Genomic DNA, 15,302 nt, shown 5'->3' with positions numbered 1-15,302 from the left:
GTTTAAAATCCGGTGTCCGTAAATAAACCGTATGATGTCTGTAGTTTCTTTTTACATCTCTGTTAATTTTACAAGTTCCAAAAATCCGTCCGGTGATAACTCAAACGGATTTCGCTCTGCCGGAATCAGCCCAACCCGGATGCCGTATTCTTTTTCCAGCTTTTTTGCCAGTTTCCTGTCATAACCCAGTGTGACACAGCGCCAGTGCGATGACGGCAGTTTCTCATTTTTTAAAAATGCTTTCAGCCGTCCTGCCTGCCATAAATTCATGCCGGCAACGACAATCTTTAAATCACTGCGCAAAAACTCCGTCATCACCTCTTTGCTGCCATATTTCATATCCAGTATGACTGCCTCATATTTCATTGCTGAAATTTTTATAAGTTCTTCTTCCGAAATACACCGGTAAAAATCAATTCCTGCATATTGAAATGTGTGAATGTCACCCGAAAGACTTTTTGTTTCTTGTGCCAGATGCAGGCAGGCACTGCCCGTATCATGCACGCCGTACTCAACAAATGCGGTCCGCACCTTAAGCCCGTTTGCCATGCTGTTTGCAAGCATCATGCAAAGATGTGTCGTTCCGACACTCCCGCCAATACCCATAACTGCAATAACGCAGGGTGATACTGCTTTTGCACCCCAACGGACTGCCGTGCTTTTTTTACTTATTCTTTGAAATAATGTACTTCCGGCCAGCACCTGCACCACCTTTCACCTGCTTTCGGCACGGTTTAGAAATCACTGCAGACAACGCTTCCAAAAATACCCTGTCTAATAATTTACTGCCATTGTTCCAGTCATAGACACACGGTATCCTGTAAAACTGCCGTTTAATTTCAAGCCTGCCTATTTCTTTATAAAAAACATTCCCGTCTGTATGATTCACAAAAATCAGACTGTCCTTATCTGACTGTAAAAGCCGTTCATACTCCAGCCTTCTGCGGTATCCGAAGTCTGTCACAACAATTTTAATGTCTGCCTGCGCTGACAACCCCGCAATTGTGCCGCAGTCCCTTACGATATAGTCGTACCCATACAGGTCAGCCTGTACCGCACCATGATACTGCGGACATACTGCAATTGTTCCACACCGGAACGTTCCGTCAGTCTGTAAGATGCTTTCACGGATTTCGCAGATAAAATCTTCTTCATCTGCTTCCTGCACATAAACCGCGCGAAAACCGTTCCGGGTAAGATATGCCGTCAGACAAAGTGCTATGTGCGTTGTCCCGACACCGTGTTTTGTGCCATAAAGAGAAATGTTTTGAGCTTTTATGTTCTCTGATAATTCATTTTCTGCCTGTAAACTGTATACCGCCTGCCTTACCTGTTTCACGCTGCGGTAACGCTGCCATATACTGTGATGAATACATTTTTTTACAATGGGATAAAACTTCTTATGATGCAGAGATTCTGCGTGACATTGTACATGTCCGTTGTCCATGTACAAAATTAACATTCCCAGACTATAAATATCTGCCCGGCAGTCCTGATACAGCCTGTGGTACTGCTCCGGCGCCGCAAATCCGATACTGCCGTAATGTGTGGCATGTCTTTCTCCCATCCTGACTGCATTGTCAAAATCGATGAGTTTTACACTGCCTGTATCTGTAATCAGAATATTATCCGGTTTCAAATCCAGATGAACCATTCCTTTGCTGCCCTGACTATGCAAATATTCCAGTATGTCACATATCTGCAGCACAAAGTCTGTTATCTGCGCAGCTGTAAGCATTCTGTGTTCTGCCACGTATTCTGTCAAAGATTTACCAGATATAAATTCTTCAATTATGCAGATACTATCTTTATCTTCAGCAATATCATATATTAAGGGGATTCCGGAATGTCTGAGAATTTTTAGAAAATCAGCTTCCCGCAGGATTCGCATATATCCGCCGGTATCTTTTCTGACGAACTTTGCTGTACGCAGTACATCAAGCTTCTTATGCCTTACAAGATACACCGTTGAATGATGCGTCTGTGCCTGCACACTGATGATATCATACGCTTCTGAGATTAATTTACCATAGGACCACTCCTTTCCATATCGGCATATAAAATTATCATTGACTAGCTCAATAAAGAGTATACTATAAAAATATTGAATTTGCAATATATTTTTTCTTTTTTTGATAAAATTTTTTCAAAATTATCTTTTATTTATTTTTATTTTTTTACAATTTCTTATAATATATTCATCAATATAACCTTTACATATCCACTAAAAATGGGTATTATAAATTTAGGACAATAGTGATAGGAAGTGATAATATGAAAATCGAAAAATTAAGTGAAAACCAAATACGCTGCACCCTGAATAAATCTGACCTGGCAGCCCGGCAGTTAAAAATCAGTGAACTGGCTTACGGCAGTGAAAAGGCAAAGAAGCTTTTTCAGGATATGATGCAGCAGGCTTCCTATGAATTCGGTTTTGAAGCGGAAGATATTCCTCTGATGATTGAAGCAATTCCTGTTTCTGCTGACTGTATCGTTTTAATTGTTACAAAGGTAGACGATCCGGAAGAACTGGATACCCGTTTTTCCAAATTTTCGCCGTCCGACCCGGACGATGATTATGAGGATTATGATTACCCCTATGAGGATTATGATTCCATGGAAACAATTGATGCATCAGCAGCACATGCACTGCCATCTGCTAATGATGAGTTAAATGAATCTGATACAGACGCGGATTCCATTGAAGATGACGTTTTAAATATTTTCAGCAAATTAAATGATTATCTGAATAAAGGCTCGGCATCCGGTTCAAAAGGCACCGGAACTGTCCCCGTACCTGCGGCAAATAAACCGGAATCGTCTGCCGATACACAAAAAGACGCCCCTGTCATCCGCTGCTTTTCTTTTGAAAATCTGGATGCCTTCAGTGAGGCCGCAAAAGCCGTTCTTCCGGTATACAATGACAAGAGTCATTTATTTAAGCATACCAACGGGCGCTACTATGTATTTTTGGAAAAGACCCGCTGTTCTTCTGTGGACTTTAACAAGACCTGCAACATTCTTTCCGAATACGGCAAAAAAGAATATCTTCCGGACAGCAGCCTTTTATTTTTCACGGAACACATGGATTCCATTATAAAAAACCGTGCAATACAGGTTATGGCAAAACTTTAGCTTTTAAATATAATGTATGCCGTCCCCCGGCATATCATCTAAAAAGCGGCGGAATTTACCGATTAAACGTAAATCCCGCCGCTTTTATTTTATTTATGAATTAACCTACTGACTGAAGATAGTCATGAATATCCTGTAATAATTCATCACAGTCTAAACCATGAACCATAGCAGCTTCTTCTAATGTTTCACCTGCTGATGACGGACATCCAACACAGTGCATTCCTGCACCCATAAGAATTGAAACAATCCCTGCATCATACTGAATTGCTTCGCCAATTGTTGTATCCTTGGTTATTCTTGTCATAAATATGTTCCTCCTGTTTATCGTAGTGATTCTACTATAAGCTTGCCCCATTAAAATGTCAAGTATTCATTGAATCTCTGCTTAAAGCCGCCGCACATTATTTCTCTTTTTCCAGTACTGCCTCGACTTCTTCCCTGCTCTTTTCCGTAACGTCGGCTATCTGCTCTATTGTGTAGCCTTTTTCGTTCATATTGATGATAAACTTAATTTTGCTCTATTCCCATGCTTCTTCCCATGCTTCTTCTGCCGCACTTTCCACAAGGCTTTCTCCTAATCCGCTCACTTTCCTCACATCCTTTCGCAATTCATTTTTCGCTTCAATGTTATATTCTGATTCTATGATACTGATTTTCTCATCTGCCGTCAACTCATTTGTAAATAATGCACCCAACAGCCTGTGCAGTTTATTTTCCTCTGTATAGGGTGGTAAGTTTTTTGCAAGTCCCAGTAAAATAATGTGTATCAAATCCCCTGCTTTTTCTATTGCAGTCTTCCCCATAAGCTTCTCATTCGTTAAATGCAGATTTTTGTGCTTTGTATACTCCGTTGCATACATTGCTTCATAATTCTGCCGTAACACTGTCCTGCCGTCACGGCTTTTCATTTACCGCGTTGCGCTTCTTTTCGCGCATTAAAATGCTGACAATCTCACGCTGTGCTTCTTCGGATATACCTTTTTTCCTGTAATATGTCCGAGCACTCTGTTCCGGCTGTTCCTTTTTCTTTCCGGCTGAGCTTCTTGCTATATTGACTTCTTTGGGTGCATCAACCCGCAAATGAATGTTATTTGCCGAACCGCCTGAAAAAATCACACGGATATTCTCACCGATATCAATAAACTCACCCGGTCTTAACGTAAGCTTTAACATACAAACCTCCTTGTTTTTCCGAAGGAAAAATGCCATGTGAGCTTGCTCACATTCTGTCCTAAGCAGGAGCAGAGGTTTTTACCTCCTTGTTTTTATCATTATGTCAATTTGTTTCGTTCAGAAACAAATTGCTTTCCGCAAACACACCATTTTTTATAAAGATGTTGCATTTTTTTATACTCTTAACAAAGAAACTATTATCCGATAGTTGAATTTTAACTGTAAATATCGTATAATGAACTAACAAAATCTAAGGAGGATTGAATCATGGCATATGTAATTAACGATGACTGCATCAATTGTGGTGCTTGTGCAGCTGGATGTCCTGTAGAAGCTATCTCTGAAGGCGCTTCTCATATGGAAATCAATGCTGATGTATGTGTAGACTGCGGCGCTTGTGCCGGTGTCTGTCCTGTAGGCGCTCCAAACCCACAGTAGACTACATACAACTATTCATTAAACGTGTTTCAAGACACAAAAAAAGAACCGGAAATAAAGGATATTCCTTGTTTCCGGTTCTTTTTTGATATTAAAAATATTTCTTTCATCAGTGTGGAATCTGTTCTTTTGTGAGTAAATCCGCAAAACGGGTCTGTTCCGGTATCCACGCCATTTTTACCGTACCAATCGGACCGTTTCTCTGTTTTGCAATAATAATTTCCGCAATGCCTTTAATGTCTGTATCCTTATTGTAATAATCATCACGGTATAAAAACATAACAACGTCGGCATCCTGCTCAATTGCACCCGATTCACGCAGATCCGAAAGCATCGGACGATGGTCGGGTCTTTGTTCTACCGCACGGCTGAGCTGTGAAAGCGTTACCACCGGCACATCGAGTTCTCTTGCAAGTGCCTTTAATGAACGGGAAATATCCGAAATTTCCTGCTGTCTGGAATCCGTCTTTCCGTTTCCGCTCATTAACTGTAAGTAATCGATAATTACCAGTCCGAGATTATTTTCCATTTTGTACTTTCTGCACTTTGAGCGCAGCTCCGCAATCGAAATACCCGGCGTATCGTCAATAATCAGCTGCGATTTTGCAATGCTGTCGGCGCCTTCAATGAGCTTACCCCAGTCATTGGAATCCAGACGGCCTTTACGGATTTTATCCGCATCAACGGTCGATTCCAGACTGAGCATACGGTTAACAAGCTGTACATTGGACATTTCCAGACTGAATACGGCTGTTGTAATGCCCTGCTTAATCGCCACATTTTCCGCCACATTTAAGACAAATGCTGTCTTACCCATAGACGGACGCGCCGCAACCAGTACAAAATCCGACGGCTGTAAGCCTGATAAATACGTGTCCAGATCTTTAAATCCGGTCGGCACACCGGTAACTGCACCTCTGTTTTTGGCAGCTATGGAAATCTTATCCAGTGCTTCCAATACAACTTTATCAATCGGCATATATTCATGTCCGCCTTTATTTTTTACGAGTTCAAAGATACGTTTCTCCGTATCGGCAAGAATATCTTCTGTACTTTCCTTACCCTCGTAACACGCTGTTGCAATACTGTCATTGACCCGGATAATGTTTCTTAAAATCGCCTTATCCTTTACAATCGTCGCATAATGCCGAATATTGGCAGATGTCGGCACGGCTGCCAGCAGTTCCCTGATAAATTCAAGACTGTAAACCTCAGGCGGTACATCCTTTTCCTTGAGTGCTTCCTGCAAGGTAACAATATCCACCGGTTTTGCCGCATTGTTCATATCAACCATGGCCTGAAACATAATTCCATACTGTCTGTGATAAAAGTCGTCTGCTGAAAGAATTTCGCCAGCACTGATAATCGCCTGCTTGTCCATTAACATTGAACCAATCACAGACTGCTCCGCCTCCAGACTGTTTGGCATAATTCTGGTGATTGCAATATCGTCCATTATTTACTTTCCCCTACTGAAACAGTGAGTTTTGCTGTAACATCTTTGTGAAGCTTTACAGTAATAATATGATTACCCAGTGTCTTAATCGGCTCGTCCAGCTTCATTTTCTTCTTATCAATATCAAGACCCAGCTGCTCTTTTGCAGCGGCAGCAACTTCCTTTGTAGAAATTGTACCAAATGTCTTTCCGCCTTCACCGGTCTTCATAGTCAGACGTACAGGCTTTTCTTCTACCTTTACTGCCAGCTCCTTTGCTGCCTGTAATTCTTCTGCTGCTTCTTTGGCTTCTCTTGCTTTCTGCAATCTTAAATCGTTTAAATTCTTTGGTGTTGCCTCTAAACCTAACTTCTTTGGCAGCACAAAATTTCTTGCATAGCCGTCATTAATCTTTACAATCTGACCTTTTTTACCCAATGACTTTACATCTTCTAATAAAATAACTTCCATTTCTATATTTCTCCTTCCGAAAGCATATTATCCAGTGTTTCTTTGATGGTGTCGACCGCCTCTTTAACGGTACAGCCTGTCAGCTGTGCTCCGGCAATGCTCATATGCCCGCCGCCGCCTAATTTTTCCATGACAAGCTGGACATTGACCTCATCAATAGACCTTGCACTGATATAAATTTTTTCATTATATTCTGTAATGACAAATGAGGCTTTAATTCCCGAAATATCCAAAAGCTGGTTTGCCGCTTTTGCACCACCGATTGTCGGGCTTTCCAGTCCTTCGCCATTAAAGATTGCAATTGCAAATGCATCACGGTATACTTCCGCTCTGCTGACCGCATGTGCGACCGCCTTATACTCGTCCATATCATTGCGGAGCATTTTACGCACACGCGTCACATCCGCACCATGCCGTCTTAAAAATGCTGCCGCTTCAAATGTTCTTGGTCCTGACTTGCTATTAAAACCATCCGTATCAATATTGATACCGGCATACAATGCATCAGCTTCAAATGCCTTAATCTTAATGTTATCGTCCACATACTGAATCATTTCCGTAATCATTTCAGAAGCGGAAGAGGCATACGGGTCTACATAAGACAGCACCGCTCCCGTAATCTGGTCACTGGACTGTCTGTGATGGTCAAATACAACGATGGTTTTACATTTATCAAGCAGTTCCGGACATTCCGTAAGCTGCGGCTTATTGACATCGACCACAATTACCACCGTTGCCGCATCCACATACTCCGGTGCTTCCTCTTTTAAAAGGAATAAATCTTCCGGATATTCGTCCTTGCCAATAAAACGTTTCATAAACGGTTTGACACTGCTTGTAACCTCGTTGATGACGATATGCACATTTTTGCCGAGCTTGCGGCAGATGGTATAAATACCGATTGCCGAACCAAAGGAATCAATATCCGCCAGCTTATGTCCCATAACAAGCACATTGTCCGTTGTATCTAAAATCTGTCTTAACGCATGCGCTTTTACACGCACCTTTACACGGGTATTTTTCTCCATCTGCTGGCTCTTACCGCCGTAATATAAAATCTTGTCGCCCTTTTTGACCACTGCCTGATCGCCGCCGCGTCCCAGTGCCAGATCCATTGCGGCTTTTGCCAGATCATAATTTCCCGCATAATTGTCTGCACCCGTTCCAATACCGATACTTAAAGTCAGTGTCATCTCATTGCCGATTTTTACACTTTTAATATCCTCTAAAATGCTGAATTTATCCGCCAGCAGCTTTTCTAAATATTTATACCGGAAAACTGCCAGATACTTATCCTTTTCCAGTTTCCGCACAACTGCCGCTCCGGTTGCAAAATACTTGTTGACACGCTTGTCAATCAGACCGATAAATAACGAACGGCGCACATCATCAATACTCTCTAAGGCTTCTTCATAATTGTCAATATAAATCAGCCCTGCAACAAACTGTTCGTCATTTAACTTTTGAAGATACATATTGACATCGGTTTCATCAAACATATACAGTGCAATAAACGAGTCTTTATCGTCACTTTCCACCAGTCCGACATCCTGTAACAGCATATCGGCGCTAATCCGCTTCATTTCCACACAGTAATCCCGCTCTTCATACGTAATGCGTACTTCCTTCGGCTCTTCTCCTGTCGGGAAAATGTTGGCAGTAATTTCAGGAAAAAGCGTTGATATGTTTTTCTTGAAATCTTTCTTCTTATTAATGCAGGCACACATTGCCTTATTCAGCCACATCACTCTGCCATTGGTATCTAACAGGCAGTATGGCACACTCAGCTCATATAAAAGCTGCCGCTGCACCTGTGAATAATTTGATGAAAAAGCGATAATATCGTGCATAATGCCCGGTTTTAATGCCAGCTGCATATATAAATAAATGGCAATATAAAATACCATAAATACAGACATGACTGTTGCCGCCGGAAAGTCAATAAAATATAAAACTATATTTAACACAATCAGCAGGACAGCAATATAAAACGGCAGCGCAAAAAATACCCGCAGTCTGCCAACCGGTTTAAACGCTTTGGTTCCGTCATTTTTATTAAACATCGCAACTTCTCCAATAACCCTAAAGTGATACTATTATATCATTTCTCGTATTTAAAGTAAACAAAAAAGCCATGATACCTTTCGATATCATGGCTTTTCAATCCACTAATTAATCAATGCTGTATGGCATTAATGCTACGTGTCTTGCTCTCTTAACAGCTACTGTAAGAGCTCTCTGATGCTTTGCACAGTTTCCTGTGATTCTTCTTGGAAGGATTTTTCCTCTTTCAGAAACATACTTCTTTAATAAAGCAACATCTTTATAATCCAGAGCCTTGTTGGCATCTGCACAAAATGCACATACTTTCTTTCTTCTGCGCATTGGTCTTCTTCTCATCTGACCTTCTGGTCTTTCAGACTTCTTTTCTGGCATTTCATTTACCTCCTGTTTTAGTTAAAAGGTAAACCTTCGTCTTCCACTCCATCAGGAATATTCATAAATCCATCTCCGGCTGCCGCACTTGGTTCCGGTCTTGATGGTGTATAGGCAGCACCACTATTTGCTGCTGCTGAAGATTTACTCTCTGCAAATTCCTGTTCTTCAACAACTACATCAGTCGTGTAAACTCTCTGTCCGTCCTTATTCGTATAGCTTCCTGTCTGGATTCTGCCGGTAATGGCAATCTTGGTTCCCTGATGAAGATACTTTTCAGCAAATTCACCCTGTCTGCCAAATGCAACACAGCTGATAAAATCAGCAGTCTGCTCAGCGCCGTCGCTATTGGTTCTAGCACGTCTTCTGTCTACAGCTAATGTATATCTTGCAACTGCCATAGAGCCGTCAGAGTTCTGTGAATAACGAACATCCGGTTCTCTGGTCAGTCTACCCATTAATATCACTTTGTTCATACTTAATCTCCTCTTCTATTCAAAGAGTTGTAAGCCAAACATCAAAATCAATTATTCTCCGTCTTTTACGATTAAGAATCTGATTACATTTTCCATGATACGAATTCTGCTTTCTACTTCAGCAGGGCAAGCTGCATCTGCATCAAACTTAATGAAGCAGTAGAAGCCTTCGCTCATCTTCTGGATTTCGTATGCAAGCTTCTTCTTTTCGCATGTACCCGGGTCAGTAATTGTACCGCCGAAACGAGTGATTAATTCTTTCACCTGTTCAACTGTGGCATTTCTTACTTCCTCATCGACGTTTGCGCTAACAACTAATGCTAATTCATACTTATTCATTCTACGTCGCACCTCCTTCTGGTCTTGTTGGTCCCTCTATTAGAGAGGAACAAGGAATATATATCACAAGATATGATTTTATCATATATCTAAAATGATTTCAAGCCTTTTTTAAATTTTTTGTATTCTTTTCTACAAGCGAGCGTCTGACCATTATTTCATGACCGCAGCCGCAGCATTTCAGCTTAAAATCTGCCCCTACGCGTAAAATTTCCCATTCACTGCTTCCGCAGGGGTGTTTTTTTTTGAGTTGTACAATATCTCCAACCTGATAATCCATATGCACTCCTGTTTATCCAATTTTTGAAAATACCTCACCTAAGGCATCATGAATCAGCAAGTCTGCCCGGTTATCATACGGTGTTTCGGATTTATTGATAAGTACCAGCTTATGTCCGCGGTAATAATCAATCAACCCGGCTGCCGGATAAACCCCCAGCGAAGTGCCGCCTACAATAAGTATGTCGGCTTCCCGGATTAAACGGACTGCCTCTTCAATGTTTTCTTCATCAAGTCCTTCTTCATATAATACGACATCCGGTTTGATTCTTCCGCCGCAGCTGCACTTCGGAACTCCTTCACTCTGTAAAATGGCATCCAGTCCATAAAACTGATGACATCGCTCACAGTAATTGCGCAATACCGAACCGTGTAGTTCAATGACATGACGGCTGCCCGCTTTCTGGTGCAGACCATCAATATTCTGGGTCACAATGCCTTTTAACTTTCCGTCTGCTTCCAGTTTGGCCAGCTTTTTATGCGTTGTGGAAGGCTCTGCCTTTGGAAAAAGCATCTTGTTTTTATAGAAGCGGAAAAATTCTTCCGGTTTCCTCATATAAAAAGAATGACTTAAAATGGTTTCCGGCGGATAGTCATATTTCTGATGATACAGACCGTCCACACTCCGAAAATCCGGAATTCCGCTTTCTGTGGACACGCCTGCGCCGCCAAAAAATACAATATTATCCGATTCTTCCACCCATTTTACAAACTGCTCCATTTTATCATTCATCAATAATCACACCTAACACTGTACATCCATTTTTGTCAAGTTCTGCTATTCTTGTTTCGGCAGTCAGTTCACTGTACTGTGACTCCTCCAGTATCAGAACGGCTGCATCGCATACACCGGCCGTTCTGCCCTGTTCATCAGACTGCACAACTACAAGATCATACTCCTTTGCGTATTCTTCAAGCACCGTCTTTAAAGCTGTGCCGTCAAAACGCAGGTTTTCAACATTTCCCGTAAACACAACATCCAGTTTTTCACGGTTTGTTACACAGATGATATCTTTGGCAGTACCCTCACCCTGTGTATAATCAAAAATGCCTTTTAAATTTTTGCCAAGCTTATATTTTCCCAAAAAAACTTCCTGACTAAAATCTGCATCGACAAATAATACACGTTTTTCTTTTTCCATAAATGCCGCTGCAAGTTTAAAAGAACTCATGCCGCTGCCGACAACCGCCAGCATATTTCCTTTATCTGCAAGCAGATTTTCCAGTGAATCCGCAGCTTTTGCATAGCTTTCTGCTTCCAGCGGTGTCATTTTTATTAATTTATCAATATTAACACTAAACACTTACAAAACCTGCCTTTACTTTTGAATTCTTGCAATTACCCGGCTGCTGGACTGCTGTCCCACGCGGTATATATCAATTGCGGTTTCTTCCGGTACTTCCGCCACCTTCGCTTTATCCGTTCCGGTTTCTGCTGCAGCAGCTTCGTCTGAAACATCTTCCACGATATCTTCTTCTACAACGTCTTCCTGTATAACATCATCGTCTGAGTCATTATCTTCTACGACATCGCCTTCCAAGATATCACCGTCAAATTCATCATCAGTTTCATCATCATCAGATGTGGCATCTGCAAATACATCTTCCTCTGTATCCGGATGAGTGTCCTCTGACGTTTCTGCCGCTTCCTGTTTTTCTTCCTGCTGTGAAACTTTCATCTGTGAATCCTGTTCCTGTCCGGCTTCTTCCTGCGTAATTGCCGCTTCCTGTAATGCCTTCGCTTCTTCCGTTTCATCTTCGTCTTCTAAAGCGTCATCGGCAAACACATCTTCATCTTCTTCCGCATAATCTTCGTCAAAATCTTCTAAAATGTCTTTCATTTCCTGCGGTTCAGAATGTTTTTTCTGTGGCTGCGGCTCATGGCTTTGTTTTACATTGTCATCTTCCCGCTTTTCTTCCTCATGCTTTTTATCATCAATAAACTGCTGTGGCTGCGGTGCGCGCAAGGCTGCATATTTGCCGTAATATTTTTCATATTCAAATTCATCATCTGAATGGTCTTCCGGCTTTTTAAATGCACACAGTATCAGGACAATAATGATTTCAAGCACTGCACAGACTGCTCCGCACGCGCCTGCAATCATCAGCGTATTACGGTATAAATCCGGCTTCACCGGTGTATTCGTAGAGGTTCCTTCTGATAAAATCTGAATGGACTTTACCGGAATAATGCTGGTTGTCTTTAATGCAGTCTTTGCAACCGCATCCACATACTGTTTTGCCGTATTCTGGTCCGGATTGGTACAGGTAATCTCAACGATATTACTGTTTGCCGGTGAAGACACCGTAAGATATGATGCAATATCTTCTGATGTTCCTGCAATTCTTTGCGCTTCCTGAATAACAACATTGCTCTTAAAGACAATGATAAAATCATCTTTGAGTCCGCCATTTACTGCTCTGACAGTTGCTTCATTTTCCTCTCCCGGTACTACATAAAGCTGTGTTGTTGAGGTATACATCGTTGTCAATGTCTTGTCTTCGTAAAAATAACCGCAGGCACCGCTGACAATGATGACAAATATTAATATGAGAACACATCTTGCAAACTTTTTCATTTGCCCTTACTCCTTATTATTTGTACAGTTTTTCAGGATACTTTCCTTCTGCAATCAGTTTCTTAATAGACTCTACTACAACCGGTTTATCTTCCTTATATGTAACACCAAACCACTTATCTGTTGTTTCAAGAACAGATACATTGGCTCTGCCGGACTTAATTAACTGGTCTACAATCGTAGGAAGCAGATATTCGCTCTTAATATCGCCTTCCTTTTGCTCTGATAAGAATGTGCGGAAACCGCTTTCAAGTTCGTCTAAGAAATCCGGTGTAAAACCCCACATATTCATGGATACATGGCTTGCCGGGTCACATGCTGTCTGGTTGCCGTCCTTGTCATCGCATGCTGCACCTGTTGCAGTCTTTACAATGCCACCTGTTTCATTGACACCGATTAAATGTTCATTTTCATCAACAACGCAGATTCCTCTTGTAACGGCACCATTATCACTTAATGTATTGCCAAGGATAAATCCTGCCATACAGAAGTCATACTGTTTTTCTGCCTTTTCAGCATGGTCTGATACAAGGAAATCATGAATCAGCTTAAATGCTTCTTTTCCGTAATAATCATCTGCATTAATTACAAGGAACGGCTCATTGACAATACCCTTACATGCAAGAACCGCCTGACCTGTTCCCCATGGCTTTGTTCTGCCTTCCGGTACAGAAAATCCTTCCGGTACATCTGAGAGTTCCTGAAATGCATATTCTACAGGAATGACCTTTGCAATTCTGTCACCGATAACTTCCTTAAATGTTGCAAGTAAATCTTTTCTTGTTACAAAAACTACTTTATTAAATCCTGCTTCAATAGCATCATAAATGGAATAGTCCATGATAATTTCGCCGTTTGGACCCATTGCTTCAAGCTGCTTGATTCCGCCCCCGAATCTGCTTCCCATTCCTGCTGCCATGATGACTAATGTTGTTGATTTCATTTTGTTCATACTCCTTTATCGTATATTATTTTCTTCATTTATTTATTAAAAGCGCTGCTTTCTGCCCTTTAATAAGCTTTATTCTGCGGATTCTTCTTCCGGATAATAATACCACCGGATTGCCGTAATGATACCCTTATCATCAATATCAAATGCAATCTGGGCAAAATCATCCGTCACTGCTGCAATACCACTCTGATACGGCGGTTCAAAATACGTAAACTCTACAATATACGTTTCAGCTGTTTCAAGTGATGAAGCCCCATTATAATTAATCACGCCATATTCTACCTTGTCTTTTGTCTTGACATTTTCCAATGCATCCATAGTAAAGCTGCCATAAAGCATCTTGCCCATAACCGCAGTCTTATCGTCAGAATAGTAGGTATGATTCATATAGTCGGCATCCCTGTAATATCCATCATAAATTTTATCTACGGAATCTCCGACTTTAAGACCTCTTGAAAAAGTATCGTTTTCCCCGACCGAAGCTGCCGCCGTCAAAACATATTTCCCCTTAATTTCCGAAAAAATAAGTGTCAGCTCGTTATACGAATAAATTTTTTCTTTGACGACCTCCGTCTGGGCTGCCGTGCTTTTTTCATTCGCATTATACGATGTGACCGGCTCGCCTAAAATCTTTATCACTTCATCTTCTGTCATCAGATACTCGAGTTTTCCTACTGTTAAATCATTATATGAAAACTTTTTGGCACGGCTTTGTGCCACGGTAGGATATTCCTTTTCCGGTTCGGAAAATTCTTCACCATCTGTTGTAATTACTGCTTCCGTCTTTTTTCCGCACGCAGCCATTCCGGCGGCTAGCAGAACCACTGCCCCAATAGAAGCCATCTTTATTATGAATTTTTTTCTCATATCTTTTACCCTGCTTTGCCTGTCTTAATCCGTGCATGAGGGCGTTCGCCCTATCATCCGAAAGTCCAGAAAAGAACTTTGTGCAAGCACAGTTCTTTTCTATCCTTCCGTACGGCACGGCTCATTGTTTATGCATATTATAGCATAAATACATTTTTATGAAAACAGATATTCTCCATAAATGCAAAAAATCTCATAAGCCGAAACTTATGAGATCCTTAGAGAGGCGACAATCAGACTCGAACTGATGATCAGGGAGTTGCAGTCCCACGCCTTACCACTTGGCTATGTCGCCATAGTCTATACTATGCAATTCATTAGTAAAAAATGACTCCAAGGGGATTTGAACCCCTGTTACCGCCGTGAAAGGGCGGTGTCTTAACCGCTTGACCATGGAGCCTTATTTCATAGGGAGAATGGACAAGTAGTCCTACTCATTTATAAAATAAACTCCCCGAGTAGGGCTCGAACCTACAACAACTCGGTTAACAGCCGAGTGCTCTACCATTGAGCTATCGAGGAATATGAAAGAATAAACTGTTCTTTCAAAACTGCACATTAAATATATCATACAGGAACTGCTTTTGCAATACCTTTTTCATCCGATTATCCTCTGGATAACTCTCGTTCTATCCGTTTCTTTTTGCAAACCTAACCTTCTTCGGTTAAGCCCTCGACCTATTAGTATGAATCAGCTCCACATGTCACCACGCTTCCACC

General features: G+C 41.4%; 19 protein-coding genes and 3 tRNA genes. 2 read left to right on the top strand and 20 right to left on the bottom strand.

Annotated elements, in window-relative coordinates:
* Positions 1–51: 51 nt before the first annotated feature.
* Together LI288_RS10735 and LI288_RS10730 are read right to left on the bottom strand one after the other, a co-directional pair.
* Positions 52–702 carry a hypothetical protein gene (locus tag LI288_RS10735; protein ID WP_227090397.1) on the bottom strand — a complete coding sequence of 217 codons (651 nt, stop codon included), beginning with the start codon at positions 700–702 and terminating at the stop codon, positions 52–54.
* On the bottom strand, positions 665–1,993 hold the full coding sequence (locus tag LI288_RS10730) for a serine/threonine-protein kinase (RefSeq protein ID WP_227090396.1): 1,329 nt from the start codon (positions 1,991–1,993) through the stop codon (positions 665–667). Before LI288_RS10730 ends, LI288_RS10735 begins: the two co-directional genes overlap by 38 nt.
* A 281-nt stretch (positions 1,994–2,274) precedes the next feature.
* On the opposite strand from LI288_RS10730, the gene LI288_RS10725 reads away from it, so the two are divergent.
* Positions 2,275–3,135 (top strand): adaptor protein MecA, encoded by an 861-nt coding sequence (locus LI288_RS10725; protein WP_227090395.1) that lies wholly within the window; start codon positions 2,275–2,277, stop codon positions 3,133–3,135.
* Between the two features lie 100 nt (positions 3,136–3,235).
* Here LI288_RS10725 and LI288_RS10720 read toward each other — a convergent pair whose 3' ends face one another.
* The 3 genes from LI288_RS10720 to LI288_RS10710 form a co-directional block, all read right to left on the bottom strand.
* On the bottom strand, positions 3,236–3,442 hold the full coding sequence (locus tag LI288_RS10720; protein ID WP_022431570.1) for a DUF1858 domain-containing protein: 207 nt from the start codon (positions 3,440–3,442) through the stop codon (positions 3,236–3,238).
* A gap of 214 nt (positions 3,443–3,656) precedes the next feature.
* Entirely contained in the window at positions 3,657–4,022 is a 366-nt protein-coding gene (locus tag LI288_RS10715; RefSeq protein WP_227090394.1) for a hypothetical protein, read from the bottom strand.
* Between the two features lie 10 nt (positions 4,023–4,032).
* On the bottom strand, positions 4,033–4,311 hold the full coding sequence (locus LI288_RS10710; RefSeq protein WP_227090393.1) for a carbon storage regulator: 279 nt from the start codon (positions 4,309–4,311) through the stop codon (positions 4,033–4,035).
* A gap of 267 nt (positions 4,312–4,578) precedes the next feature.
* On the opposite strand from LI288_RS10710, the gene LI288_RS10705 reads away from it, so the two are divergent.
* Positions 4,579–4,749 carry a DUF362 domain-containing protein gene (locus LI288_RS10705; protein WP_022431567.1) on the top strand — a complete coding sequence of 57 codons (171 nt, stop codon included), beginning with the start codon at positions 4,579–4,581 and terminating at the stop codon, positions 4,747–4,749.
* Between the two features lie 109 nt (positions 4,750–4,858).
* On the opposite strand, the gene dnaB is transcribed toward LI288_RS10705, so the two are convergent.
* The 15 genes from dnaB to LI288_RS10630 all read right to left on the bottom strand — a co-directional run bounded on the left by dnaB (position 4,859) and on the right by LI288_RS10630 (position 15,104).
* Entirely contained in the window at positions 4,859–6,205 is a 1,347-nt protein-coding gene (gene dnaB, locus LI288_RS10700) for a replicative DNA helicase (RefSeq protein WP_022431566.1), read from the bottom strand.
* Positions 6,205–6,654 (bottom strand): 50S ribosomal protein L9, encoded by a 450-nt coding sequence (gene rplI, locus LI288_RS10695; RefSeq protein WP_227090392.1) that lies wholly within the window; start codon positions 6,652–6,654, stop codon positions 6,205–6,207. Before rplI ends, dnaB begins: the two co-directional genes overlap by 1 nt.
* A 2-nt stretch (positions 6,655–6,656) precedes the next feature.
* On the bottom strand, positions 6,657–8,717 hold the full coding sequence (locus LI288_RS10690) for a DHH family phosphoesterase (protein WP_227090391.1): 2,061 nt from the start codon (positions 8,715–8,717) through the stop codon (positions 6,657–6,659).
* 109 nt (positions 8,718–8,826) lie between these two features.
* Positions 8,827–9,090, bottom strand: a complete 264-nt coding sequence (rpsR, locus tag LI288_RS10685) for a 30S ribosomal protein S18 (protein ID WP_022431563.1) — start codon at positions 9,088–9,090, stop codon at positions 8,827–8,829.
* Between the two features lie 17 nt (positions 9,091–9,107).
* Complete coding sequence (locus tag LI288_RS10680) at positions 9,108–9,566, bottom strand: single-stranded DNA-binding protein (protein ID WP_022431562.1); 459 nt, start codon at positions 9,564–9,566, stop codon at positions 9,108–9,110.
* A 51-nt stretch (positions 9,567–9,617) separates the two neighbouring features.
* A complete protein-coding gene (rpsF, locus tag LI288_RS10675; RefSeq protein WP_022431561.1) occupies positions 9,618–9,905 on the bottom strand; it encodes a 30S ribosomal protein S6 in 288 nt (95 codons plus the stop codon).
* A 100-nt stretch (positions 9,906–10,005) separates the two neighbouring features.
* Positions 10,006–10,185: a DUF951 domain-containing protein gene (locus LI288_RS10670; RefSeq protein ID WP_022431560.1), complete on the bottom strand. Its 180-nt coding sequence runs from the start codon at positions 10,183–10,185 to the stop codon at positions 10,006–10,008.
* Between the two features lie 12 nt (positions 10,186–10,197).
* Complete coding sequence (locus LI288_RS10665) at positions 10,198–10,917, bottom strand: NAD-dependent protein deacylase (RefSeq protein ID WP_227090390.1); 720 nt, start codon at positions 10,915–10,917, stop codon at positions 10,198–10,200.
* Entirely contained in the window at positions 10,910–11,488 is a 579-nt protein-coding gene (locus tag LI288_RS10660; RefSeq protein WP_227090389.1) for a hypothetical protein, read from the bottom strand. The genes LI288_RS10665 and LI288_RS10660 overlap by 8 nt, the downstream gene beginning before the upstream one ends.
* Before the next feature lie 15 nt (positions 11,489–11,503).
* Positions 11,504–12,763: a hypothetical protein gene (locus LI288_RS10655; protein WP_227090388.1), complete on the bottom strand. Its 1,260-nt coding sequence runs from the start codon at positions 12,761–12,763 to the stop codon at positions 11,504–11,506.
* 16 nt (positions 12,764–12,779) lie between these two features.
* Positions 12,780–13,706 carry a nucleotidyltransferase family protein gene (locus LI288_RS10650; protein ID WP_022431556.1) on the bottom strand — a complete coding sequence of 309 codons (927 nt, stop codon included), beginning with the start codon at positions 13,704–13,706 and terminating at the stop codon, positions 12,780–12,782.
* A gap of 78 nt (positions 13,707–13,784) precedes the next feature.
* Complete coding sequence (locus LI288_RS10645; protein ID WP_227090387.1) at positions 13,785–14,582, bottom strand: hypothetical protein; 798 nt, start codon at positions 14,580–14,582, stop codon at positions 13,785–13,787.
* Between the two features lie 224 nt (positions 14,583–14,806).
* Positions 14,807–14,877: transfer RNA gene (locus LI288_RS10640), tRNA-Cys, on the bottom strand.
* Positions 14,878–14,910: 33 nt separating this feature from the next.
* Positions 14,911–14,982, bottom strand: a tRNA-Glu gene (locus LI288_RS10635).
* Between the two features lie 50 nt (positions 14,983–15,032).
* Positions 15,033–15,104 (bottom strand) — tRNA-Asn (locus LI288_RS10630).
* Positions 15,105–15,302: the final 198 nt, after the last annotated feature.

Origin of the sequence: Lachnospira pectinoschiza (genome assembly GCF_020564355.1) — a bacterium.
Lineage (GTDB): Bacteria > Bacillota > Clostridia > Lachnospirales > Lachnospiraceae > Lachnospira > Lachnospira intestinalis.
Note: the sequence above shows the minus strand (reverse complement) of the source record. Positions and strands in the feature narration are given on the sequence as shown.